Annotated in this window: 24 protein-coding genes and 1 pseudogene; 12 read left to right on the top strand and 13 right to left on the bottom strand. The window is 42.1% G+C overall.

What is annotated here, in order from left to right; genetic code table 11:
* The 3 genes from V7K41_RS28410 to V7K41_RS28400 form a co-directional block, all read right to left on the bottom strand.
* Positions 1 to 294 (bottom strand): hypothetical protein (locus V7K41_RS28410; RefSeq protein ID WP_334853665.1); only part of this gene is annotated, 294 nt, incomplete at its 3' end.
* A 65-nt stretch (positions 295 to 359) separates the two neighbouring features.
* Positions 360 to 1,463, bottom strand: coding sequence for a TIGR03032 family protein (locus V7K41_RS28405; RefSeq protein WP_334853663.1), 1,104 nt, complete (start codon positions 1,461 to 1,463; stop codon positions 360 to 362).
* Between the two features lie 217 nt (positions 1,464 to 1,680).
* Positions 1,681 to 1,902, bottom strand: a complete 222-nt coding sequence (locus tag V7K41_RS28400; protein ID WP_334853661.1) for a hypothetical protein — start codon at positions 1,900 to 1,902, stop codon at positions 1,681 to 1,683.
* 456 nt (positions 1,903 to 2,358) lie between these two features.
* Here V7K41_RS28400 and cysC point away from each other — a divergent pair, with 456 nt between their 5' ends.
* A complete protein-coding gene (gene cysC / locus V7K41_RS28395; protein ID WP_334853660.1) occupies positions 2,359 to 2,931 on the top strand; it encodes an adenylyl-sulfate kinase in 573 nt (190 codons plus the stop codon).
* A gap of 31 nt (positions 2,932 to 2,962) precedes the next feature.
* Here the strand turns inward: cysC and V7K41_RS28390 are convergent, their stop codons facing one another.
* Positions 2,963 to 4,954 (bottom strand): ABC1 kinase family protein, encoded by a 1,992-nt coding sequence (locus V7K41_RS28390; protein WP_334853658.1) that lies wholly within the window; start codon positions 4,952 to 4,954, stop codon positions 2,963 to 2,965.
* A 265-nt stretch (positions 4,955 to 5,219) separates the two neighbouring features.
* On the opposite strand from V7K41_RS28390, the gene recN reads away from it, so the two are divergent.
* The 3 genes from recN (at position 5,220) to V7K41_RS28375 (ending at position 8,486) form a co-directional block, all read left to right on the top strand.
* Complete coding sequence (gene recN, locus V7K41_RS28385) at positions 5,220 to 6,968, top strand: DNA repair protein RecN (protein ID WP_334853677.1); 1,749 nt, start codon at positions 5,220 to 5,222, stop codon at positions 6,966 to 6,968.
* Between the two features lie 504 nt (positions 6,969 to 7,472).
* Positions 7,473 to 8,162, top strand: a complete 690-nt coding sequence (locus V7K41_RS28380; protein WP_334853657.1) for a hypothetical protein — start codon at positions 7,473 to 7,475, stop codon at positions 8,160 to 8,162.
* 81 nt (positions 8,163 to 8,243) lie between these two features.
* Positions 8,244 to 8,486, top strand: coding sequence for a hypothetical protein (locus tag V7K41_RS28375; RefSeq protein WP_334853655.1), 243 nt, complete (start codon positions 8,244 to 8,246; stop codon positions 8,484 to 8,486).
* Positions 8,487 to 8,933: 447 nt separating this feature from the next.
* Here V7K41_RS28375 and efeB read toward each other — a convergent pair whose 3' ends face one another.
* The 7 genes and pseudogenes from efeB to V7K41_RS28340 form a co-directional block, all read right to left on the bottom strand.
* Complete coding sequence (efeB, locus tag V7K41_RS28370; protein ID WP_334853653.1) at positions 8,934 to 10,202, bottom strand: iron uptake transporter deferrochelatase/peroxidase subunit; 1,269 nt, start codon at positions 10,200 to 10,202, stop codon at positions 8,934 to 8,936.
* A 29-nt stretch (positions 10,203 to 10,231) separates the two neighbouring features.
* Entirely contained in the window at positions 10,232 to 11,425 is a 1,194-nt protein-coding gene (gene efeO, locus V7K41_RS28365; RefSeq protein ID WP_334853651.1) for an iron uptake system protein EfeO, read from the bottom strand.
* Between the two features lie 31 nt (positions 11,426 to 11,456).
* Positions 11,457 to 12,290 (bottom strand): iron uptake transporter permease EfeU, encoded by an 834-nt coding sequence (efeU, locus tag V7K41_RS28360; RefSeq protein ID WP_334853649.1) that lies wholly within the window; start codon positions 12,288 to 12,290, stop codon positions 11,457 to 11,459.
* 510 nt (positions 12,291 to 12,800) lie between these two features.
* Positions 12,801 to 13,770 (bottom strand): annotated as a pseudogene (locus V7K41_RS28355) (MFS transporter).
* Complete coding sequence (locus V7K41_RS28350; RefSeq protein ID WP_334853648.1) at positions 13,736 to 14,209, bottom strand: MarR family winged helix-turn-helix transcriptional regulator; 474 nt, start codon at positions 14,207 to 14,209, stop codon at positions 13,736 to 13,738. The pseudogene V7K41_RS28355 and the gene V7K41_RS28350 overlap by 35 nt, the downstream one beginning before the upstream one ends.
* A 19-nt stretch (positions 14,210 to 14,228) precedes the next feature.
* Positions 14,229 to 15,083: an ABC transporter permease gene (locus V7K41_RS28345; protein WP_334853646.1), complete on the bottom strand. Its 855-nt coding sequence runs from the start codon at positions 15,081 to 15,083 to the stop codon at positions 14,229 to 14,231.
* Entirely contained in the window at positions 15,040 to 15,891 is an 852-nt protein-coding gene (locus V7K41_RS28340) for an ABC transporter ATP-binding protein (RefSeq protein WP_334853644.1), read from the bottom strand. The genes V7K41_RS28345 and V7K41_RS28340 overlap by 44 nt, the downstream gene beginning before the upstream one ends.
* Before the next feature lie 209 nt (positions 15,892 to 16,100).
* On the opposite strand from V7K41_RS28340, the gene V7K41_RS28335 reads away from it, so the two are divergent.
* Together V7K41_RS28335 and V7K41_RS28330 are read left to right on the top strand one after the other, a co-directional pair.
* Positions 16,101 to 16,289 (top strand): DUF6888 family protein, encoded by a 189-nt coding sequence (locus V7K41_RS28335; RefSeq protein ID WP_334853642.1) that lies wholly within the window; start codon positions 16,101 to 16,103, stop codon positions 16,287 to 16,289.
* Positions 16,276 to 16,530 (top strand): DUF6887 family protein, encoded by a 255-nt coding sequence (locus V7K41_RS28330; protein WP_334853640.1) that lies wholly within the window; start codon positions 16,276 to 16,278, stop codon positions 16,528 to 16,530. The genes V7K41_RS28335 and V7K41_RS28330 overlap by 14 nt, the downstream gene beginning before the upstream one ends.
* A gap of 39 nt (positions 16,531 to 16,569) precedes the next feature.
* Here V7K41_RS28330 and V7K41_RS28325 read toward each other — a convergent pair whose 3' ends face one another.
* Together V7K41_RS28325 and V7K41_RS28320 are read right to left on the bottom strand one after the other, a co-directional pair.
* A complete protein-coding gene (locus tag V7K41_RS28325; RefSeq protein ID WP_334853639.1) occupies positions 16,570 to 17,058 on the bottom strand; it encodes a DUF3368 domain-containing protein in 489 nt (162 codons plus the stop codon).
* On the bottom strand, positions 17,055 to 17,300 hold the full coding sequence (locus V7K41_RS28320) for a UPF0175 family protein (protein ID WP_298912904.1): 246 nt from the start codon (positions 17,298 to 17,300) through the stop codon (positions 17,055 to 17,057). The genes V7K41_RS28325 and V7K41_RS28320 overlap by 4 nt, the downstream gene beginning before the upstream one ends.
* A 162-nt stretch (positions 17,301 to 17,462) precedes the next feature.
* Here V7K41_RS28320 and V7K41_RS28315 point away from each other — a divergent pair, with 162 nt between their 5' ends.
* The 6 genes from V7K41_RS28315 to V7K41_RS28290 all read left to right on the top strand — a co-directional run bounded on the left by V7K41_RS28315 (position 17,463) and on the right by V7K41_RS28290 (position 20,509).
* Positions 17,463 to 17,777 (top strand): DUF4926 domain-containing protein, encoded by a 315-nt coding sequence (locus tag V7K41_RS28315; protein WP_334853636.1) that lies wholly within the window; start codon positions 17,463 to 17,465, stop codon positions 17,775 to 17,777.
* 141 nt (positions 17,778 to 17,918) lie between these two features.
* The gene (locus tag V7K41_RS28310) at positions 17,919 to 18,173 is read left to right on the top strand and encodes a hypothetical protein (RefSeq protein ID WP_334853634.1); all 255 of its coding nucleotides are present in this window, start codon (positions 17,919 to 17,921) and stop codon (positions 18,171 to 18,173) included.
* 3 nt (positions 18,174 to 18,176) lie between these two features.
* Entirely contained in the window at positions 18,177 to 18,554 is a 378-nt protein-coding gene (locus V7K41_RS28305; protein ID WP_334853632.1) for a type II toxin-antitoxin system VapC family toxin, read from the top strand.
* 150 nt (positions 18,555 to 18,704) lie between these two features.
* Positions 18,705 to 18,965 (top strand): AbrB/MazE/SpoVT family DNA-binding domain-containing protein, encoded by a 261-nt coding sequence (locus tag V7K41_RS28300; protein ID WP_334853630.1) that lies wholly within the window; start codon positions 18,705 to 18,707, stop codon positions 18,963 to 18,965.
* Positions 18,965 to 19,282 carry a type II toxin-antitoxin system PemK/MazF family toxin gene (locus tag V7K41_RS28295; protein WP_334853628.1) on the top strand — a complete coding sequence of 106 codons (318 nt, stop codon included), beginning with the start codon at positions 18,965 to 18,967 and terminating at the stop codon, positions 19,280 to 19,282. Before V7K41_RS28300 ends, V7K41_RS28295 begins: the two co-directional genes overlap by 1 nt.
* 828 nt (positions 19,283 to 20,110) lie before the next feature.
* A complete protein-coding gene (locus V7K41_RS28290) occupies positions 20,111 to 20,509 on the top strand; it encodes a hypothetical protein (RefSeq protein WP_334853626.1) in 399 nt (132 codons plus the stop codon).
* Positions 20,510 to 20,938: the final 429 nt, after the last annotated feature.

Below are 20,938 nucleotides of genomic sequence, written 5' to 3'. Positions count from 1 at the left end.
TATCCCATCGCCAGACCCGTCCTGACCATTGCTAGTCCAGGAAATGACAAAGTCCCCATCTGCATCTATCGCTACTGTGGAGTTAGATTGATTGCTGGGGGTGTAGGTATTAACCTTAAATTCATTCCCTTGAGCTACCCCAGCACTGTTGTAGCGTTGGGCATATATCCCATCGCCAGACCCGTCCTGACCATTGCTAGTCCAGGAAATGACAAAGTCCCCATCTGCATCTATCGCTACTGTGGAGTTAGATTGATTGCCAGTGGTGTAAGTATTGACTTGGAATTCAGTCATGAAAAAACCTCTCTTAAAAACTAAAAATTTTATTTCAACAATTACGCTCTGATTAAACAGATTCCTTAGTCATTAGGAATCACTGCACTCGGTCGCAGCCAATAATTCAACTCTGGTGCAGTAAATGCTTGGCGGATTTCTTTTCGTTCTTGATTCAAAACCATCGGACGCTGTACACCAGCAAGAAACTGTACATCATAAAGTTCTTGACAGCCTGCGGTGAACTTCAGCATCCCCATCTGCTGTCCATTTCGCAAATCCACGACTGCCACGCCACAGAGCAACTTCTCAAAGCGTTGGGTTATGGGCAACCCTCCGAAAATATGCCGTTCCCGAATCTGGCATAGTCCGACTAAGGCGTAATACCCCACGCAGCACAACCCCCGCAGAAATCCAGGGAGTACACAGACTACTTGTTTGTCTCCTGATTCTGGATGAATGCGCCATACTTCCCCAGCACCAGAGTTGAGTAACCACAAAAACCCGTCATGCCAAATTGGGGAATGGGGCATTGATAATCCATCTAAAATAATTTCATTGCTCTCTACTTCCACCACGACTCCACCGTTGGCTTTACCTGGTCGCCATCCTCCAACGGTATCTGTCGCACCAAGGGCAGTTACATACTTGGGTTTGCCATCCACCATCGCTAACCCATTAAGGTGACAACGGTCTTCTGGCACTACTTCAGAAATAAATTTGGGATGCCAGCGCGGTACAAAGCTAAAGTCTGGACTCAAGGCAGAAAGACACGAAAAGCGGGTATTGACAATCCACAGCCCTTCTCTGCCAAATTCCAGGTCGTGAATATTAAGGTCGCCTGTAAAATATGTCATCCGTGGCAGGTAGAGGGCATCGTAGCGTCCGGGCTGGTCTTCTAAAAACTCATAAGCTAAGGCGGGGGCATTGGCTAATAAACAGACTTCGTGATGGCTAGCCAGTGCCAGTCGTGAACCATTCACTGCCAATCCCATTGGTTTGGAAAATTGGCGTAACAGCATGGTTATCTGTTCCCCATTCCAGCCTACTAGTGCTAGTTTTCCGGCTTGGTAGGTGGTGATGGCAACTGAGCCTCGGGCTTGACTCAGCCAGGAGATAAATCCCCGATCGGCATCACATTGAATTAAGTTATTCTCTTCTGGGGCAGTAGTGGGAAAAGTGGACAACATAAATCAGTTGAATTAAATTTCAAATTTTGTTGAGGAACTTTAGACTTAGTTAAATACAAAATATACTCAGTCGCTTTAGCTCTTAAAATTGAGCGGTAAATCACCAACTACGAACCCCGAAAATTACTGGTACAAACTGTAAAGCACGGCGTAAATCCAGCTATCACCTTATTAAGCAGACAAGTTGCTCAGAACAACTGGTTAAAGGTGAACAAATTTATGCCAAAGTATAGTATTGATTGATGTCATTAGTTTTGATGAGTTGTGAAAGTTTGTAGTCAGGACTAAAACCCTTGAAATTGAGCGATAAATCGCTCACTAGGAACCTCTCAGAATTAATGACACAGACTACTAGGCGTGCCATCATTGTCAATAAACAAGCCTGTACCAGAAACAGCACATAAAGGAATCGCCCCCAGATAATGGGTCGTGCCGCCATAAAGCTGCACTGGATATAACTTTGCAGATATTTTGAACTTAGTTTTTTATAATGTCCTGGTGGTAAATCTTATTTGGTAATTTACTGTTATAATAAAGACTATTTTATTAAAAAATAAACTGTATATATACTGAATGTAAAAATTAGTTAAAACTTCAATAATTTGAAAACTGGATCGGCAAGTTTTGTTACTATAGCGGCGAATTGCGTTGTTAGGGTTCAGAAAATACGTAAGTGTAGCTTGTCGTATAAATCACTATTTTTTGTATTAAGTATTTAGCCTAAATACGTATAATTATGCGATTCCTTCACTCGAAATCAGTAGAGGTAAGAGTAGCAAAGCTGACACGCGCTGCCTTGCAATGGCTGAAATTCCGGCTAAAAAAGGATTATAAAAATAAAATTACTATTTGATCCACAATTACCTAAAAAAGCTTTTTTGATGTGCCATTTAAAATGTACGACGAAAGTAGGATGAGACAACAAGAGTGTGGTGTGACAGTATGGTTCACTGGTCTCAGTGGTGCAGGTAAAACTACTATCTGTCAATTCGTGGAGAAGGAACTGCGGATACAAGGATACAGGGTTGAAGTTCTGGATGGTGATGCGGTACGTCAAAACCTATGCAAAGGATTGGGTTTCAGTAAAGAGGATCGAGTGGAGAATATTCGGCGCATTGGTTTTGTAGCTCAACTTCTTGCCAGAAATAATGTGATTGTATTGGTTTCAGCTATTTCACCGTACCGTGCAATTCGGGAAGAAGTGCGCCAAATTACTCCATTTTTCATTGAAGTTTACGTCAACGCATCATTAGAAGTTTGTGAACAACGAGACGTAAAAGGGTTATATAAAAAAGCAAGAGCAGGGGAAATTAAGCACTTCACTGGTATTGACGATCCTTATGAAATACCACTCTGTCCTGAAGTCGAATGCAAAACTAACCAGGAAAGCGTTGCTCAAAGTGCAACTAAGGTCTTAGAAAAGCTAGAAAAGTTGGGTTATATAGTTGCTAGTATGAATGGTTTATGAGTTAAATAAAGTTTTTAACTCATAATTTTTACTAAGATGCCAATAATTGCCGAATTAACCTGGCTACAGCTTTCTGTGTGAAGCGGTTGGCAATTTGTTGACCTAAACGTTGTACATCTGAATTTACCAATAACTGGGCAATTTGGGATGCAAGTTGCACTGGGTCAAAGCCTCTTGTTTCTCGGAGAATACCTAATATACGTTTGATATGCTCCAAGGTTTGTTGTTGCTCAACTGTAGCCGCTGGAGTTTTATTAACTGCTGTCAATCCTACTCGTTCTCGCAACAAGGAGGTAAAGTTATGCAAAACATTTTTACCTAAAGCATCGAGTCCGTTAACAGATTCATCTACTAGTTTGTCACGAATAAAAGCACCGCGTTCAGATGACAGAAATTCTATTCCCTGATTTAGCACTAAATTAAAGTCGTAGTCTTGACTATTACGCGCATTTTTTAACAAGTTTTCTAAGCGATTCCAGCGAAATCTACCATCTTTAAATAATAAATCTTGCAATGATGCTCTTAATTGCGGTGCTGGATCTGTTAACAGGCGTTTAGAAACGTAGGGATAAGCTTCGCTGAGAACTTTAAAGTTTGGATCTATATATATTGCAATACCTTCAAGCGTCACTAGGGAGCGAATAATTAAGGCGTAGTAGGGCGGTACGCGGAAAGGATACTCATACATCAAAGCTGATAGTTCATCGGTAATGCTTTTAATGTTGAGTTCGGCAACGCTGGCTCCTTGGGCATCAGCAAAGACTCTCGCAAAAGCTGGGATAATTGGTGTTAAATCGGTTTCTGGTGATAAGAAATCTAACTTAACGTAGTCTTTTGCTAATCCTTCAAAGTCGCGGTTGACGACGTGGACGATCGCTTCAATTAAACCATAACGCTGTGGTGGCTTAATCTCGCTCATCATCCCAAAGTCGAGATAAGCTAATTTACCATCGGTTGTCGCTAACAAATTACCAGGGTGGGGATCGGCGTGGAAAAATCCATGTTCCAGCAGCTGGCGCAGGGAACACTGCACACCCACTTCAATTAGGTAACGAGCATCTATGCCTTGGGCGCTAATTTCTTCTGTTTGGGTTAATTTAGTGCCGTTAATCCACTCCATCGTCAAGACGCGACGATTGGTGTATTCCCAGTAAATTTTCGGTATATATACGTCTTTTATATGACCGTATAACTCAAAAAATCGCTCGGCATTTTCACCTTCGTGGATGTAGTCCATCTCTTCAAAAATGCGATCGCCTAATTCATCGAGAATCCCAACTAAGTCACTTCTTACCCGTTTAACCTTTTTTTGCACCCAGGCGGCGAGGTTACGCAAGATATACAAATCTATGGTAATCCCCTCTCTTAAGTCGGGGCGTTGAACTTTAACGGCGACTTCTTCACCAGTTTTTAGCTTACCTTTATACACTTGTCCCAATGAAGCCGCAGCAATGGGCTGGGCTGAGAGTTCGGCATAAACCTCTTCTGGAGGTGCGCCTAATTCTTCTTTGATAAACTGGTAAGCAATTTCGTTGGCAAAAGGCGGTAATTGGTCTTGTAGTTTAGTTAATTCTTCTAGGTATACGGGAGGAACTAGATCCGGTCTGGTGGACAAAGCTTGTCCAATTTTGATGTAAGCAGGCCCTAATTGGGTCAGCAATACTCGTAGCTGAGTGGCTCGGCGGCGGTCATTTTTGACGACAATTCCCCGTTTACTATCTGACCACAATCCAAAAACAAAGGATAGAGTCGGCCCCAATACGGCAAAAATCCGCCGTAAAACTTGCACTTTTCTATTTTGGTAATGCGCCGCTATGCCCACGGGATCGTAAAGCGTTTCAGGTTGGGCTGTTGTCCTCACTTTTTGAGCTGCTAAAAGTCTTGGCGAGCGCACAACTAAGCTTGGTGTACCATCTTCTGGTACTACATCAATAACGTCCAGTTCGTCGCCTCGGCGATTTGTGCCGTTGCGACTGTCCTCCTGAATCGGTCGGGAACTAGGGGGAAGTGTCTTAACAATCATGAAGAAAGCCACCAGTCAGAACGATCACATTAAGTATTGTAACAATATGTTTAGAAATTAGGAATTTGGAATGGGGCATTGGGCATTGGTTATTTCTTTTTTATCTTTCCCTGCTCCACCTACTCCTTAGTACTAATAGGTCTGCTACACTTAAACGGGCATACTAGTTCAATAGTAGTAGGTATTGCTAGTTGCTGAAAGATCATATTTATTGTCTTGTAAGTTAGAAGTATCTGGCATCCGCCTTCATGGAGAATTTGGCTTGATGTTGCTTTGCCTGCGAATAGAAAACTTTGCCCTAATTGACCAATTGGAATTGGAATTTGGCGCGGGACTAAATGTGTTAACAGGTGAAACCGGCGCTGGAAAATCTATTATCTTGGATGCCATTGATGCCGCTTTGGGCGGTAAAGTCTCTAGTCGAGTCATTCGCACGGGGACAAGTCGGGCGATGGTAGAAGCTACTTTCACCTCAAACGCCCCCCTAGCGGCTTGGTTGACCGAACAAGAAATAGATTTGCTTGATGAAAATTCCGTAGTCATTAGCCGAGAAATCACAGCCACTGCTAGTAATGTTCGGAGTCGATCGCGGGTGAATGGCGTGTTAGTAAATCGCCAGATTATGGGAGGAATGCGCGATCGCTTGGTGGAAATTACCGCCCAAGGTCAAACGGTACAAGTGGGACAATCTGCCCAAGTCCGCGACTGGTTAGATTTGTATGGCGGCGACTCTCTGATGCAGCAGCGTCACAAAGTCGCCACGAGCTTTAGTAGTTACCAACAGGCGCATTTAGCACTAGAAAAACGTCGGACATCAGAACGGGAACGGTTGCAACAACTCGACTTGCTGACTTATCAAGTGCAAGAACTGGGAGCAGCTAATCTTAGTGAGCCTAATGAATTGGAACAGTTGGGACAAGAACGGGAACGCCTGAATCATGTCGTCGATTTGCAACAAATGAGTTACAAAGTTTATCAGGCTTTGTATCAAAACGATCGTGAAACTCCCGCCGCAGCAGATTTATTGGGAGACAGTGAGGCGACATTAAATGACATGGTGGAATACGACACCCAACTGCAATACCTGTTGGAATTGGTGCGGGACGCGCAAGCTGCGGTAATGGAAGTGGGAAGGCAGATTAATGCCTATGGGGATGGTTTGGAAGCCGATCCGCAACGGTTGGAAGAGGTGGAAGAACGAATTCGGGAGTTAAAGCAAATTTGCCGCAAGTATGGGCCGACACTTACAGAAGCGATCGCTTACTACCAAAGTATTCAAGCAGAATTAGCCCAACTTAATGACAGCGAACAATCTATTGAAAATCTGGAACAGCAAGAAAAGGCGTGTTTTGAGAAACTCACCCAAGCAAGTAATCAGTTAACTCAACTGCGGAGTAAGGCGGCTGCTAATTTAGAATCACGTTTGATAGCTGAACTCAAGCCCCTAGCGATGGAAAAGGTGAAGTTTCTGGTTGAGATATTACCAGCTTTCCCAACTGCTATGGGAGCAGATAAAATTACCTTTATGTTTAGTTCCAACCCCGGAGAACCACTGCAACCTTTAACAGAAGTTGCCTCTGGTGGCGAAATGAGCCGTTTTTTACTGGCGCTGAAAGCTTGTTTTTCTCAGGTTGACGTGGTTGGAACAATGGTATTTGATGAAATTGATGTTGGAGTTTCGGGAAGGGTAGCCCAAGCGATCGCTGAAAAATTATACCAGCTAAGTCAACGCAACCAAGTGTTATGTGTTACGCATCAACCTTTAGTTGCGGCAATGGCCGATCGGCATTTCCGCGTAGATAAGCAAACTATTAATCAAGGCAAAGGTAAAAAAGCTAACAATGACAACGCCGAACAGCGTACCGTTGTCAGAGTTATTATCTTGGATAATTTAACTACTCGCCGGGAAGAACTAGCGCAATTAGCTGGTGGTAAATCTGCAAGTGATGCGATCGCTTTTGCAGAGTCTCTATTATTACAAGCTGCTAACCATCGTCGTGGGGAGCAAATTTGACAATGACATTGTGTAATTAATTTTGCTTAGTTACTTACATATAAATTTTTTTTCGTAAGAGTACAGCATTGCCCATTGGTGTCAATTTAAGGTAAAAGCCTATAGGTTTTGAGATGTCCTACCCCTGGCATTTTTTGGAGTGCATTTACTTCATTAGCAGTTCATGAATTTCGGATAAAATTTTATGTATTAATTCAGTAGATACTTGTTTTAACAATCTAGTAAATATTGGGTTATGACATACTCAAAATTAGGATACATTGGTCTTGATTTTTTTAATTAGCTGTAGCAACACTTTTAGCCATATTTAGCACTATTAAATCTTGGCAGTGGTTAGCCTTCAACTATCAGCATTTTTCACTTTCACTCATGCTTATTTGTAGTTGCCTTCGCTGACTATAAAATGTCAATAAATATCGCATATATAACTTGTTTATTTATTCCTAGTTATGCTTATTGTTGACATGATAAGTATTTCAGTTATTACAGCAGAGCGAGGGAATTATGTCTGATGAAGTAAATGTAGTGCAAACAGGTGGCTACCAAGTTAGCGGCAATCGACAAGGACAAGTAACTATCAGAGAAATTACTTCTTCTGAGGTGATTCGTACCTTTCAAATGGATGAAGGGATTGTAGTTAGAGAAGTATTTCTCCTAGATGGTGGTAGAACTGTTGCTGCTTGCCAAAAAGACCACGCTATTTTTTGGGATTTAGCTACAGGTCAAGAAATTGCTTGTTTCAATCAGAGAATTTATGGCTTTTCCCACGATGAAACGAAATTCTTCACTTACAAGTATCCAGATGGCGTGTCCTTGTATGCCTATCCTGAGTTGGCGCAAGTCTGTGAACTACTGAAGAGACGAATGGCAGGACCTTTTCACTTTCTTTTTTCTCCAAACGATTGCTTTCTAGTAGTTTGGTTCGCTAGCGGATATCCCTCAAGCGATGAAAATTACCCTCGGAGAAATCCCGTTCGGTCAGCGTATGCTTGCGCGAAGCTTTTCAACCTTGATACGTGTCAGGAAATTCAGGAGTTTTCGCAGTTGAGAGCGCTTGAGGAAGGTAAGTTTTCCCCGGATTCAAGATTCTATGACTCTCAAAAGACCAAGCGTTCTTTACCCGACAATAATTTGGTTGCAAAATCATGGCGGTTCAATCTAACAACCTACGAGGTTCGAGAGCTTAGTAAATAAGTTGTTGTATAGCGCTATAAAAGACAAAAGAATTCAATGAAAGCATATTAACTAAACCTTGGCAAAATAATCTTAGTTCAGATGGCAATAGCTGTTTTACTCAATACTATGTTTAGTACAGCAGCTTGGGGTAAAGCAACAGTTAATGTAAAAGTAAAAGGCGAAACAGTTGGCTTAGTTGACATTGATATTGATATGCTGTATAGCAGCGAAGGACTTGCAGGAGCATTTGAAGTCACCAAGAAAAACAGTGATGGTACGACAATGACTATTGAGCAACTACAGAATGAAATTAGGATGCAATCAAAAGACGCAGATGCCTAGAGGAATGCTCACACCTTGGAAATTGACTTTTACTCTGGTTTTACCCTCAAAAGTCAAGTCCGCAAATACTTCTATATTGTCAGAATCTTTTATCGAATATTCACCGAATAAGGTAAAGGTAAAAAAGCCAACAATGACAACGCCAAACAGCGTACTGTTGTCAAAGTTATTATCTTGGATAATTTAACCACTCGCTGGGAAGAACTAGCGCAATTATCTGGTGGTAAATCTGCAAGTGACGCGATCGCTTTTGCAGAATCTTTGTGATTACAACCTGCTAACCACCGTCAAAAAATTAAAAATTAAAGATACAGCAGTTTGCAAGTAAGTAAGGTACAAAATCCAGGACTCACGCATCAGATATAAAGAGTTTCTACCTCCTGCCTCCTGCCTCCTGCCTTCAAACCCGTAGTTTTGTACTTCATGCAAATGAAAACTGCTGTAAATCTACACTGTTGATGCTTCTAGTAATGACTGACCGAGATAAGCTCCTTTAGCTTTGACACCAGGTAAAGCGAAGAAATATCCACCACCAATGGGGCGAATGTACTCCTCTAAAGGTTCTCCTTTCAAACGATTTTGCACTGTCACAAACCCTTTCTCTAAATCAGCTTGAAAACAGACAAACAACAAACCCATATCTAACTGTCCAGATTTGTCAAACCCGCGTGAATAATTGAAACCACGCCGCAGAATCAAACTCGACTCTGATTTACGTGGATTAGCAAGGCGGATATGAGCATCTAGAGGAATTTGTTTACCTGTAGGATCTCGATCGTAATTGGGAATATCTTTCTCGTGCTTCATCCCCAAAGGTGCACCAGAATCTTTATTGCGCCCAATAATTGTTTCTTGCTCCTGTAGTGGTGTACGATCCCAGCGTTCGACTAAGTTGCGGATCACTCGTACCACTTGATAGCTTCCTCCTACTGTCCAAGCGGGTTCACCATTATTTGGCTGTACCCAGACAATCCGGTTCATCAATTTGTCGTCACTAGCATTTAGATTTGCCGTACCATCTTTAAAACCAAGCAGGTTACGCACCGTAGATTTGCCTTGTTTTTTGTGGGTATTCGGCGGCAGAAATCCCGTTATTTGCCAACGCAAAGTTATCAAGTCAGGCAAGTTTTTAATGATGTCGCGTAAAGCGTGGAGATTCGATTCCTCAGTATTGGCACAGAATTGCAACAGTATATCCCCATGACATAAATCTGGGTCAAGCTGGTCATTGGGAAAATTGGGCATTGTATCTAACCGCTTGGGTTTCAAGTTGCCGAGTCCAAAGCGGTTATCGAACAGTGAGTTACCCACAGCTAGGGTAATTGTCAGATTATTGGGAGCAATCTCCGGGCCCATAATCCCCGAATCACTGGGGGGAAATTTGGGGTCGCGCGGCTTGGGTGTTCCCCCTGCCATGAGAAACTTGATGCGCTCAGTTAAAGTTTTGAACAACCGCACTAAATCTGCTTTATTTGTAGCAGTTGTATCAAATGCGACCATCAAACCAGCAGCCGGAGTAGGGGTAAGAATACCTGCTTGGTGAAGCCCAAAGAACGGCACGACCTCTTCAGATGGGTCAAGAGGCGATCCCAGAAGAGTACGATAACCCAAAGTCGTCAAAGCTGCTATTCCACCTGCTGCGGCCATGCCGATTAACAAGTCACGACGGCCGAGCTTGGGAGTAATGCGTAAACTTGGTTGCTTTGTGATAGACATAATTTACTCCTCTAGGAATTCTGCATCAATTAGTTAACGCCCAGAGTGCCGCGTAACTGAGACAAATCTTCAGAAAGGGCAGCGATCGCTGTTTTCATGTCTTTCTTGTCTGCTTCACTCACCTTGTCGTAGGTAGCAAAACCACCATCAGGGGTTTTGTATTTAGCAAGTTTTTGGTTAACTTTAGTGAAATTGCTATCTACACGGGTTAATAAATCTGGGTTAGCTTTTTGGATAACGGGGCGCAATAACTCCACAATCTTTTGGGAACCCTCTACATTAGCGCTGAAGTCCCAGAGGTCAGTATGGCTGTAGCGGTCTTCTTCCCCAGAAATTTTGGTAGCAGCCACTTCTTCAATCAAGCCAGCAGCACCGCCAACCATATTTTTCGGTTCAATGGTCAAGGTGGCAATGCGCTTTTGCAGTTCCAGACCATCTTTCTGTAGCTTTTCGGCAAAGGGTTTCATCCCTTTTGTCGTTTTGTCCTGGAATAAAGCTTTCTCTATGCGATGGTATCCAGTGAATTCTGGATCGGCCTCTTTTTTGGCAAAGTCATCAGCACGAGAATCCATAGTTTTATCGAGATCGGAGAAAAGTTCAGCTATCGGTTCTGCGCGTTCCCAGTGGACATGGGTAGAGGCATAGAGTTTCTGAGCTTTAGCAAGGTCGCCAGCAATCACGGCATCCGTGAAAGTCTTGTTGTCTGCCACCAGTTGGTCAGTTTCTTTAGTGACGTAGACTTTATATTCTGCGATCGCACCGACTAATTTACCTTGATCTACGGTCGTCTTGGCTTGAGAATCTCCAACTCCTGCTTTTACACTGAGTTTCCCTTTGGGATTGCTGCGTAAACCGCAACCCATATCATACTCACCTGGTTCTAGATTAATTTTGACTTTCTGAACAAAGCCAGGAGCAATATTTTCTCGTTCCTCTACGACTTTCACTCCAGACAAAATTTCCCACTCCAGAGGTTGGCTGCTTTTATTAGTAATCACAAAGTTGTTTTGCCCAGATGCTACTGTCAGTTGATTGGGTTCGCAACCTTTATCTGTCACAGTCAAAGCAGTTTCAGCAGAATTGTTAGCAGAGGTATCGTTAGCTACAGTTTTAGCTTCTGGAGAATTACTTCCGGAAGTATCACTTGATTTATTAGATTCACAGGCAGCTACTGTCAAGGCAATCAGACAGATAATTGTTGAGTGCTTTAAAAAATTTTTCATTGTTGTATTTTCCTAAAAATTATTGAAGTTGCTAGGAATGACTTGCGGTAGTCTTCTGTCTAGCGTTACCGCCTAACAAGAACAGCAGCATGGTAGGAATTAGATAGCCAAAATAAACGATCGCCTCACTTACAGTAGGGGCATCGTTGTAGCCAAAAAATCCTGCCAAAAGTGAACCAACAAACCCGTTATTGGGAAGTATCCCACTAGCATCAAATACCACTGTTTGCAATGAATTCCACACTCCCGCTTCATGAAAGGCTCTCACCCCACTGGCTAAGAGTCCAGCAGCAACCAGGATAATGAAGGCTCCTGTCCATTTAAAAAATCGCCTCAAGTTGATGCGGATACCACCCTGATAGATGCCTACACCGACGGCTACTGCGGCTGCATATCCAAACAATGCCCCCACAGGAGCTTGAATTCCCAAATTTTGCTGAAACGTGGCCAGCAGAAACACTACTGTTTCCAGACCTTCCCGCAGTACTGCAAAGAATGCCATTCCCACTAGTGCTATGCCTCCCTTATCACCCGATTGAATAGCAGCTTCAACTTGGGACTGTAACTCACCTTTAATCGAACGAGCAGCACGGCGCATCCAGAAAACCATCCAGGTGAGAACCCCAACCGCCACGATGGAAATTACAGCTGCAAATAATTCCTGTTCTTGTTGGGGAAAATCTTGACTGGTTATTTGCAAGAAGATCGCAGCTGCTAGACAGACAAAAGTCGCTAGTACAATTCCGATCCAGACTGACTTCATCAAATGGGTACGACCAGTTTGCTTGAGATAACTGGCAATGATACCCACGACAAGTGCAGCTTCAACGCCCTCTCGGAACATAATCAAAAAGGGAAAAAGCATGAATAAACTTATTAACTATAATTACTATCAAATCATCATGAGAATAATAACTTACTTGAGAACATTTGTATACAACTGCAAGTAAAAAAATCTCTAAAATCCTGGAGGAATAAATTTTCGGATAAAAGAACTCCTACAACGCATTGCTAGGAGTTGTTTCCAGCCTATTTTGTCGCTAGTCAAAATCTTCTATATCCCAATTAGCAGCATAATATATGTGCGATCGCCTGGATGCAACTCTTGAAGTTGAGTTTGAGTAACAATAGTAGCCATAAAGATTTCAGTAAATGATGTTCTCTAACTAAAATGAATCGAATAAATGGTTGGGAAGACTTTTGGAAAACTTTTCGATTTAGTGACAGTAGTGTTCTTTTGTGTTTACTTTTTGATTACGCGATGTGCAACTTTCGATAAACAAAAATCCCACCCATGTAAAAGCTACAACATTGTGATTGTTATCTCTTGCTGAGGTGGGATTTTTATTATCTGATGTCTAATAGATCGGTACTTCTATTTATATTCTTGCAAAGCCCCTAACTTCCGAATTTCCGGCCAAATCATAGCTGTAGCAATCACTACTACAATTGTGCCAATTCCACCACCCACAACAGAAATTATCGGGCCAAATAAAGCAGCAGTTAATCCTGATTCAAAGCCCCCTAATTCATTCGAGGCACTAATAAACACGCTATTAATAGCAGCAACCCGACCACGCAAATGATCCGGTGTTCTGATTTGAACTAATGTATGGCGAATCACAACGCTAATACTATCTAGTGCGCCACCAAGGATCAGCATCAACATAGATAGCCAAAAGGAACGAGAAAGTCCAAAGATAATTGTTACAACCCCAAAGCCAACCACTGACCACAATAAGGCTGGGCCAGCTTTACGTAACGGTGGTAAATACGCCAGGGTAATGGCCATAGTCAAAGCACCGATGGAATGAGCTGCTTGTAGATATCCCAACTCCACTGGTCCTACGTGTAAAATATCTTTGGCAAAGATCGGGAGGAGCGCGATGCCTACGGCGGGCTACGCCTACGCACCACCCAACAATACAGCAAACATATCTAATGTAATCGCTGCTAAAATCAACTGATTCTGCCAAACAAATTTAGCACCAGCTGCAAGTGCTTTGAGTGAGATTGGCTCAGTTGTGCGGATGGCTTTTTGCTCTTTAATCGGTACTGTTAAAATAAAACACAGCATCGCGGCGATCGGCCACATCTCCGGTAATCAAGGTGAGAGCAATCATTGGTAAGACTTGCGCCAGTCCTACACCACCTAAAGCGATCGCTGAGTTAGTCCGCTCATAGAGTTCCCAGCCAATCGCTACAGTTTGCATTTGCGACCCCACGGACAGCACCAGCCGTCCAATGGTAAATAGCCGATAGTCTCGAAACTTAAAGGCTGCAAAGGGATCGTGTTGTGCAACCTCAAAGTTATGGGGCTTTGAGTTCTGTTTTCTCGAAGACATTTTTTAGTAGAGTTAAGCCTTCTTCAATGTTGGAAATTTGGTCTTCTGTAAGACCTTTCAGCAAGTCAGTAATATGAGCGCGAGTTTGATCTTGGGATTGCTTGAGATGGTGTTTTCCATCTTCAGTTAAATTGAGCAGCACCCGCCGCCGCTCTTGAGGATGAGCGATGCGTTTCACAAAGTCACGTTGTACCAAGCGTTCTATGGTTGCTGATGCCGTGGCAGAGGTGACACCTAAATGCTCTGCTAGATCAGATAATGAAGCACCAGGATTGCGATTGATAAATGCCAGCGATCGCAACTGAGGTATAGATAAAAAGGCGGCACTATGGGCACGCATATCCGCTCGGATAAACCGCATCACTAATGGAACTGTGTCCATTACTCTGGCGGCACATTCTTCGGAAGTTGCACCTTGATTAGGTTTATCCAAGGTCATGGGCTTGTTGTTCTCCTGATTACATGGCCACCCGTGGATAAAGTTTTCCACCAATGATCGCCAAAATTATTAATGTTAATAAGAGAATTGTACAATCCAGACCAAAGCCATAGATGCTAGTGCCGTTTAACAGCATGGTGCCGCGTAAGGCATCAACCTCATAAGTCAAGGGATTTACATGGGAAATGAACTTTAACCAATTGGGCATCAACGAAATCGGATAGATGGCATTGCTCGCAAAAAATAACGGCATGGTTAACAATTGTCCAATACCCGTCATCCTTTCTCGGCTTTTTACCAAACAGCCAATGATTAATGAAAAAATACAAAAAGAACCGGCCCCCAGCATGACTACTACTAGTACTTGGAGGATAGCTAAGGGATGAAGATTTAGTTTGACACCCAATAGAAATGTCAATCCGTAAATGAATACTACCTGAGATAAGCATCGCACCCCACATGCCAGGGCTTTGCCCAACACCATTGCCATCCGGGGTGTGGGACTAGCTAGAAATTTATGTACAATTCCTAAGTCTCGCTCCCAGATTAGCGTCATCCCACCACTAAAAATTGCCACAAACAAAATACTCTGAGCCAAGATACCAGCAGAAATGAAGTCCAAATAGTGTAAGTTTCCTGTAGGAATCACGCGAGTGCGGGCAAAAACTTGCCCAAAGATCAGCAGCCATAAGGTTGGTTGCACAGCTCGAACTACTAAATCAGTGGGATCGTGGCGGAGTTTACGTATTTCCAATTCAGCGATCGCCAGGGTTTTCGTAACTAGCTCTTTAATTGCAGAGATCAAATTTACTCGGACAGTGGGTGGTGCTTTAACCCAACCGTTGAGCAGTACGTCTGGTTCTTGCTGTGTCACGGTAGTTGACTCCTGATGTTAACTGGTCGCCTGTATAGTGAATAAAGACATCATCCAAAGTTGCATTTGGGTTATCTAAAGAAGCTTTTAAGTCGCTTGGTGTACCTGTGGTAACGACTTCACCTTGCTGCATAATCGCCACTCGGTTACATAAACTGTCTGCTTCTTCTAAAAAGTGGGTTGTTAAAAATATAGTTGTGCCGTAATCATCACAGAGTTGTAGTACAAGCTGCCATACTTGAGTTCGAGCGATGGGATCTAGTCCGACAGTCGGCTCATCAAGAAATAAAATTTGGGGTTGATGTAGAACTGATATGCCAATTTCCAGCTTGCGGATCATCCCACCAGAGTAGTTTCGTACCAAGCGTTTCGCGGCATCTTGCAAACCCATGTATTCTAAAATTTCATAGATGCGGCGATCGCGTCCTTTGGCAGGTATTCCATACAGCTTGGCAAAAATTAAGAGATTTTCGTAACCTGTGAGGCTACCATCAGCAGAGAGCGCCTGGGGTACATAGCCGATAGCCCGTCTTACAGGATTAGATTGACGAGTTACGTCATAGCCAGCCAAGGTTGCTTTCCCTGCACTGATAGGTAGCAAGGTTGTCAACATCTTAATAACTGTACTTTTGCCTGCTCCATTGGGTCCAAGTAGTCCAAATACTTCACCCTGTTCTACAGATATGCTTAGGTTATTAACTGCGGTTAACTTCCCAAAACGGCGTGTGAGTCCCTGAGTTTCCAAAATCAGGGGTTTTGCCTCGCTAGGAGGTTGCGATCGATTTACTTTTCTCGTCAGTATTGTCACAAATTTGATGCACTTCTGTTAATTAGTAAAACTAACTATTAGTTTCTCAATGTATTCGTCTGAAGTCAATAGACTTGTTACAAAAATCTGAATCAGAGTAAAACAAAACTCAGTAGAATAGCGACGAGGTTATTGATGGGGGAAGTATCACTGACAAATTAAGCGCAAAGACTTGCTAAGAATAGCCAATAGGTGAAGAAATGTTCAGAATGCCTACTGCTGCCCAGCTAGAGAGTCTATACCGCATTGCCTATCAACTAACCTATGTTATGCTTCAGCCAATACATCTAGTTTGTGTTGATAATCGCCCTCACAATGTGTATTTATTAGCTGGTTATAGCGAAGAACTGGAGTTTCAAATTCTACCCAACGGGGAGTTTGCTGATGAGCCGCGTTAACTATGATGTAATGTCTAATGCCGAGTTGAGAGAGTATTTTCTCAAACATCGTAAAGATGAAGCTGCATTTCAGGCGTACTTAAACAGAATTAACCAACGTCCACTCAGAATTATTGCATCTCTCAACGATCCTGATTTTGATCAAAAGGTTCAGATAGCTATTCGTCAAAAGTTAGAAGCTGCAAGAAATGGTAGCAACCAGCCGTTTAACACAGCATTGGAGCCGAAAAACCAAGATTGATCTGTGAAATTGATTTGCGTTATTGTAGAGTATCAAAAATTAATTTTCATCAACAAGCTGCAAAACCCTCTTGTATAAAGGTTCCGTCACCCAGAATCCTGCTTGGTTAATCAGAGCATCTAACAAAGGTTTCACAGCAAAAATCAGCTTTTGACTTTTAGCTTCAACCAAAATCCCTAAAATCCCTGTGTAACCAAGATTTAGCCTAGCTGCAACCATGCGACCACGACGTTCATCAATCAAAACTTGATCTGCTTTCATTTCCAGCGCTAGAGCGATCGCTTCAGCTTCACCAATATCCAGTTCATTGCTGAGTGCTTCAACCAGTATACGATCTTGAACTGGACGAGTTTGAATCCAGATAAAAGTTTGGACTTCAATTGCACCTGCAACTGGAAAGTTGGGATCAGTCAGTTCTCGGTAGACAGCTTCAGGAATTAGGACTGTTCCGTAAAGCTGTTGTAGTAAATGAAGATGGTTAATGGCAGCGAGGTTATTAATAGGCGAAGTATCACTGACAATGATCACAGTCTACCCATCGCCCGCAAGTTATTGATATCTTGTTCAAAATCCTCGACCCCATAATGCACTGAAATTTGACGACTTGCGAGTAGATGCTGAAATGCTATACGATTCATGCCTGCAAATCGGCTGGCTTGAGCAAGGGTTAACTTTTCTTTTTGAAAGAGCATCACCGCAATTTCCTGCTTCATTTCGCCTTCAGTCATCCGAGTTGCGGTTAATATTTCATTAGGAATGACGACGTTCATAATTACAATCCTTTCTATCACTACTATTCTAAGCAACTGCAAACTCTTTGTTGCTGATTTGGTATACAGCGAAATACCATCAGTGTTAATACTGATATAATTCTAGTAATAATTATGCTTTAGTAGTAGAATATCGTGTACCAGATTAGGAAAAATTGATTTATGAATTTTGAAGATATTACCAATAAAGCCGTTGAAAAAGGTGTAGAAACTGCAAATACAATCAAGTTGCTGGATGTAGTAGCACTGACAGTTGATCTGCCTGAATACAACCTGTACCGTGGTCAAGTTGGCACAGTAGTAGAATTATTAGCTAGTGACGCTGCATTTGAAGTTGAATTTAGCGATACCTCCGGCGGGCTACGCCTACGCAACGGGCGCACTTATGAATCTGTTGGTTTACGCCCAGCGCAAATTATGGTGTTACATTTTGAGCCAGCATCCCCTGATTCAGTCCCTGAAATGGTGTCAGTGTAATCGGTATAAAAACGCAGATGCTAATGATATTTAGGATGGGTTACCCTGACGCACATAAATATAGAGAATCTGGCGATCGCTTATTGTATATTGTAGTTTTGAAAGCGATGCCAAGATAGATAGAAAGTAGAGAGCAAAATAATGCTAAAAACATTCAAAGCTTGGTTGAAAGGAAGTCGTTTAGAGTGGATTGATGATGTACCTACATTGGGAGAGCTACAAATCCCAGTTCATGTTACATTGCTGGAAAATGAATCAGTCATAGATAAACAAGCACGGGGAAGAAGAATGGCTGAAATATTAGAAAAACTTGCTGTGAGTCAAGCTTTGACTGATGTAGATCCAGTTATTTGGCAGCAAGAAACTCGTCAAGACCGTTCACTTCCGGGACGATAAAACGTGCTGCTCGATAGCAATATTATTATATATTCTGCTCAATCAGAAAACGCCCAATTGAGAGAGTTAATTGCTGAATATGCACCTGCGGTATCAGCACTCAGTTATTTAGAAGTGTTAGGCTATCATCTGCTTAAAGAGGAACAACGTCAGTATTTGGAGGAGTTTTTTCAAGTTGCTCAGGTTCTACCAATCTCTCAAGATATTTTAAATCAAGCGGTAATTCTGCGACAACAGAAACGAATGACTTTAGGTGATGCAATTATTGCCGGCACTGCTTTGGTGTATGGACTAACTCTGATAACAAGAAATACAGATGATTTCCGTTGGATTACACAAGGGAGATTGTGGAATCCGTTTGACTCTGATAAACCCAGTTAAGAGAAAAGTGCGTAAACGTAGCCCGTCGTAGACATCGTATCTGGTAATTTTGAGAGCGATCGCATTAAAAATTATTGAAAAATTGAGCGCTTCTTGACAAAAGTCTGATTGGTAATCACAATGTAATTACAATCTAGGAGAAGTATTCTTATGGGGACAGCAATTAGAACCCGTATTGTTAAAATCGGAAACTCTCAAGGTATCCGCATTCCTAAACTTCTGCTGGAACAAAGCGGTATTGGTGAAGAGGTGGAAATTGAAATTCAAGATTGTCATCTAATTGTCCGTGCTGCCTCGCAATCGCGTCAGGGGTGGGAGGAAGCATTTGCAACTATGGCGAAGCAACACGACGATACACTGCTTGATGATGCGATAACTACAGAGTGGGAGCATCTAGAGTGGGAGTGGTAGTGAATCGATTTGATGTGTTTTTGGTTAACCTTGACCCAACGATTGGCAGTGAGATTCAAAAGACAAGGCCCTGTGTAGTAATTTCACCAGATGAGATGAATAAATATATTGCCACAGTTATTGTTGCTCCAATGACAACTAAAAGACAGTCTTATCCGACTCGTGTTGCTTGTGACTTTCAGGGCAAGGATGGGCAAATCGTTCTAGATCAAATTCGTACAGTTGACAAAACTCGATTAGTCAAAAAGCTAGGTCAGATTGACCCTGATGAACAAAAAGCAATTTTAGATACCTTGGCTGAAATGTTTGCCGAATAATATGCCTCAATACAGTTCAGTTAGAGCTAAAAGCCTAAATTGTGTAGGTTGGGTTGAGGGACGAAACCCAACATTTTCAGGACTTGGGCAAATTTTTACGCGGCATCGCATCAAAAATCCAGTTAAAGCAGGAGGGGAAACGTCCTGCAAATACACTTTCAATTCTTCAGCAATACTTACAGGTAACATCGTCACTCGACTTTTCATCCCATCACGGACAATAATTTGCTGCTAGGCAAAATCAATATATTTAATACGTAGTTGTAACCCTTCTGTTAATCGCAATCCTGTTCTGTGAAGCAGCTTGATAACTAATTAATAAAAACCCGATAATTGCTGGATGATTGCCAACACTTCTTCTTTTATTAATACTTAACTTAAAAAGTGGCTTTTTGTACTATTTATTGAAGTATTATAGTATGACATTTTTAAGTGCGGAATGTGGGGGTATAGTACCTGAATACGGGTGTTATATGGAAAAACTCTGTAAATTCTAAAAATAAATAGCTGGAATGTTTGTATATTCTCATTGAAACAAAATATTAGACGGAAAATTTCAGTCTAATAAATATAGGACTTACGCAAAAATTGCCCAAAAGCTTAATTTGTCGAACCGCCAAGACGCCAAGAACGCTAAGAATTCGTAGAGTGTGCGTAAGTCCTAAAATAATTAGACAGCTATTTTTAGTGCATTTAACACTTTATCTGAACTGATTATGAAAACAAGCTTAGTCGTCTTTATTTTCGGAGCCATCCTCCTTGCTGTAGCTATTCTCGGCGGTGGGTTTGAACTCAAAGAATTAAAAGTACCTAAGGTGGCTACCTAGGTTGATTTCAGGACTTGTGGGTGCATTTTTCGTTGTAGTAGGAATTGGATTAGAAGCACCAGATAATACTGCTCCTCCTCAATCAGCCATCAATTTTACAATTGGTGACAATCTTGGCGTTGAGATAGGTCAGGTAAGCGAACAAGTTGAAGTTTCCATAAATGGAAGACCAGTTGGGACTCTTACAGTCAATCAGAACTACCCTAGAGCAACTTTAACAGTTACTGTTCCAAAACCCGGTCAGTACACGTATTCAGCCAACGCGAGGGCTGTGTTTGACAACGGAAAAGAAGGTAGCTGTGCTGGGCAAGGGAATGTTGATATATCCGATGGCAAAAAATTCAACTTAAACGCAAATTCTGGTGGCAATACTTGTTTTATAGTCTTGCAAGAGGAGTAAAGAGCAAATTATGGTGTTACATTTCGAGCCAGCATCCCTTGATTCAGTCCCGGAAATGGTGACAGCGTAAGCAACAGAAAGTGGTCTATGCATAATACACATAGAACATTATCCGATCGCCTATTGTAGTGATGAGCGCGATCACCTACCCTGATGTTGCCTTGATCCAAGAAAACCCAAAATTTGCTGATATTTAAAGGTTACAGGTTTTTTAGATTCTGGCGCTCGCAGTCTAAAAATCCCTTTACACCCAATACAAACTAAAGTTACTAAGCAAACACCTAATGCAATGCCTACGTAGGTATACCCCACTATCTTGTTGTAGACTGCGCTGCATCAAACCTACCTGGAGAATAATAAGGTAGATCGAATGCTAAGAATAAAGTTTTTCAATAAATTTTATATTTTTGTGAATTGCTTTGCTGGTTA

It is taken from the genome of Nostoc sp. (assembly GCF_036917415.1).
In the GTDB taxonomy this organism is placed as follows: Bacteria; Cyanobacteriota; Cyanobacteriia; order Cyanobacteriales; family Nostocaceae; genus Nostoc.
This window is presented reverse-complemented; position numbering and strand designations above follow the sequence as displayed.

Coding starts and splice junctions, on each gene's coding strand:
- V7K41_RS28405 (WP_334853663.1), bottom strand. CDS start 1,463: ATGTTGTCCACTTTTCCCACTACTGCCCCAGAAGAGAATAACTTAATT.
- V7K41_RS28400 (WP_334853661.1), bottom strand. CDS start 1,902: ATGGCGGCACGACCCATTATCTGGGGGCGATTCCTTTATGTGCTGTTT.
- cysC (WP_334853660.1), top strand. CDS start 2,359: ATGTACGACGAAAGTAGGATGAGACAACAAGAGTGTGGTGTGACAGTA.
- V7K41_RS28390 (WP_334853658.1), bottom strand. CDS start 4,954: ATGATTGTTAAGACACTTCCCCCTAGTTCCCGACCGATTCAGGAGGAC.
- recN (WP_334853677.1), top strand. CDS start 5,220: ATGTTGCTTTGCCTGCGAATAGAAAACTTTGCCCTAATTGACCAATTG.
- V7K41_RS28380 (WP_334853657.1), top strand. CDS start 7,473: ATGTCTGATGAAGTAAATGTAGTGCAAACAGGTGGCTACCAAGTTAGC.
- V7K41_RS28375 (WP_334853655.1), top strand. CDS start 8,244: ATGGCAATAGCTGTTTTACTCAATACTATGTTTAGTACAGCAGCTTGG.
- efeB (WP_334853653.1), bottom strand. CDS start 10,202: ATGTCTATCACAAAGCAACCAAGTTTACGCATTACTCCCAAGCTCGGC.
- efeO (WP_334853651.1), bottom strand. CDS start 11,425: ATGAAAAATTTTTTAAAGCACTCAACAATTATCTGTCTGATTGCCTTG.
- efeU (WP_334853649.1), bottom strand. CDS start 12,290: ATGCTTTTTCCCTTTTTGATTATGTTCCGAGAGGGCGTTGAAGCTGCA.
- V7K41_RS28350 (WP_334853648.1), bottom strand. CDS start 14,209: ATGACCTTGGATAAACCTAATCAAGGTGCAACTTCCGAAGAATGTGCC.
- V7K41_RS28335 (WP_334853642.1), top strand. CDS start 16,101: ATGCCTACTGCTGCCCAGCTAGAGAGTCTATACCGCATTGCCTATCAA.
- V7K41_RS28330 (WP_334853640.1), top strand. CDS start 16,276: ATGAGCCGCGTTAACTATGATGTAATGTCTAATGCCGAGTTGAGAGAG.
- V7K41_RS28320 (WP_298912904.1), bottom strand. CDS start 17,300: ATGAACGTCGTCATTCCTAATGAAATATTAACCGCAACTCGGATGACT.
- V7K41_RS28315 (WP_334853636.1), top strand. CDS start 17,463: ATGAATTTTGAAGATATTACCAATAAAGCCGTTGAAAAAGGTGTAGAA.
- V7K41_RS28310 (WP_334853634.1), top strand. CDS start 17,919: ATGCTAAAAACATTCAAAGCTTGGTTGAAAGGAAGTCGTTTAGAGTGG.
- V7K41_RS28300 (WP_334853630.1), top strand. CDS start 18,705: ATGGGGACAGCAATTAGAACCCGTATTGTTAAAATCGGAAACTCTCAA.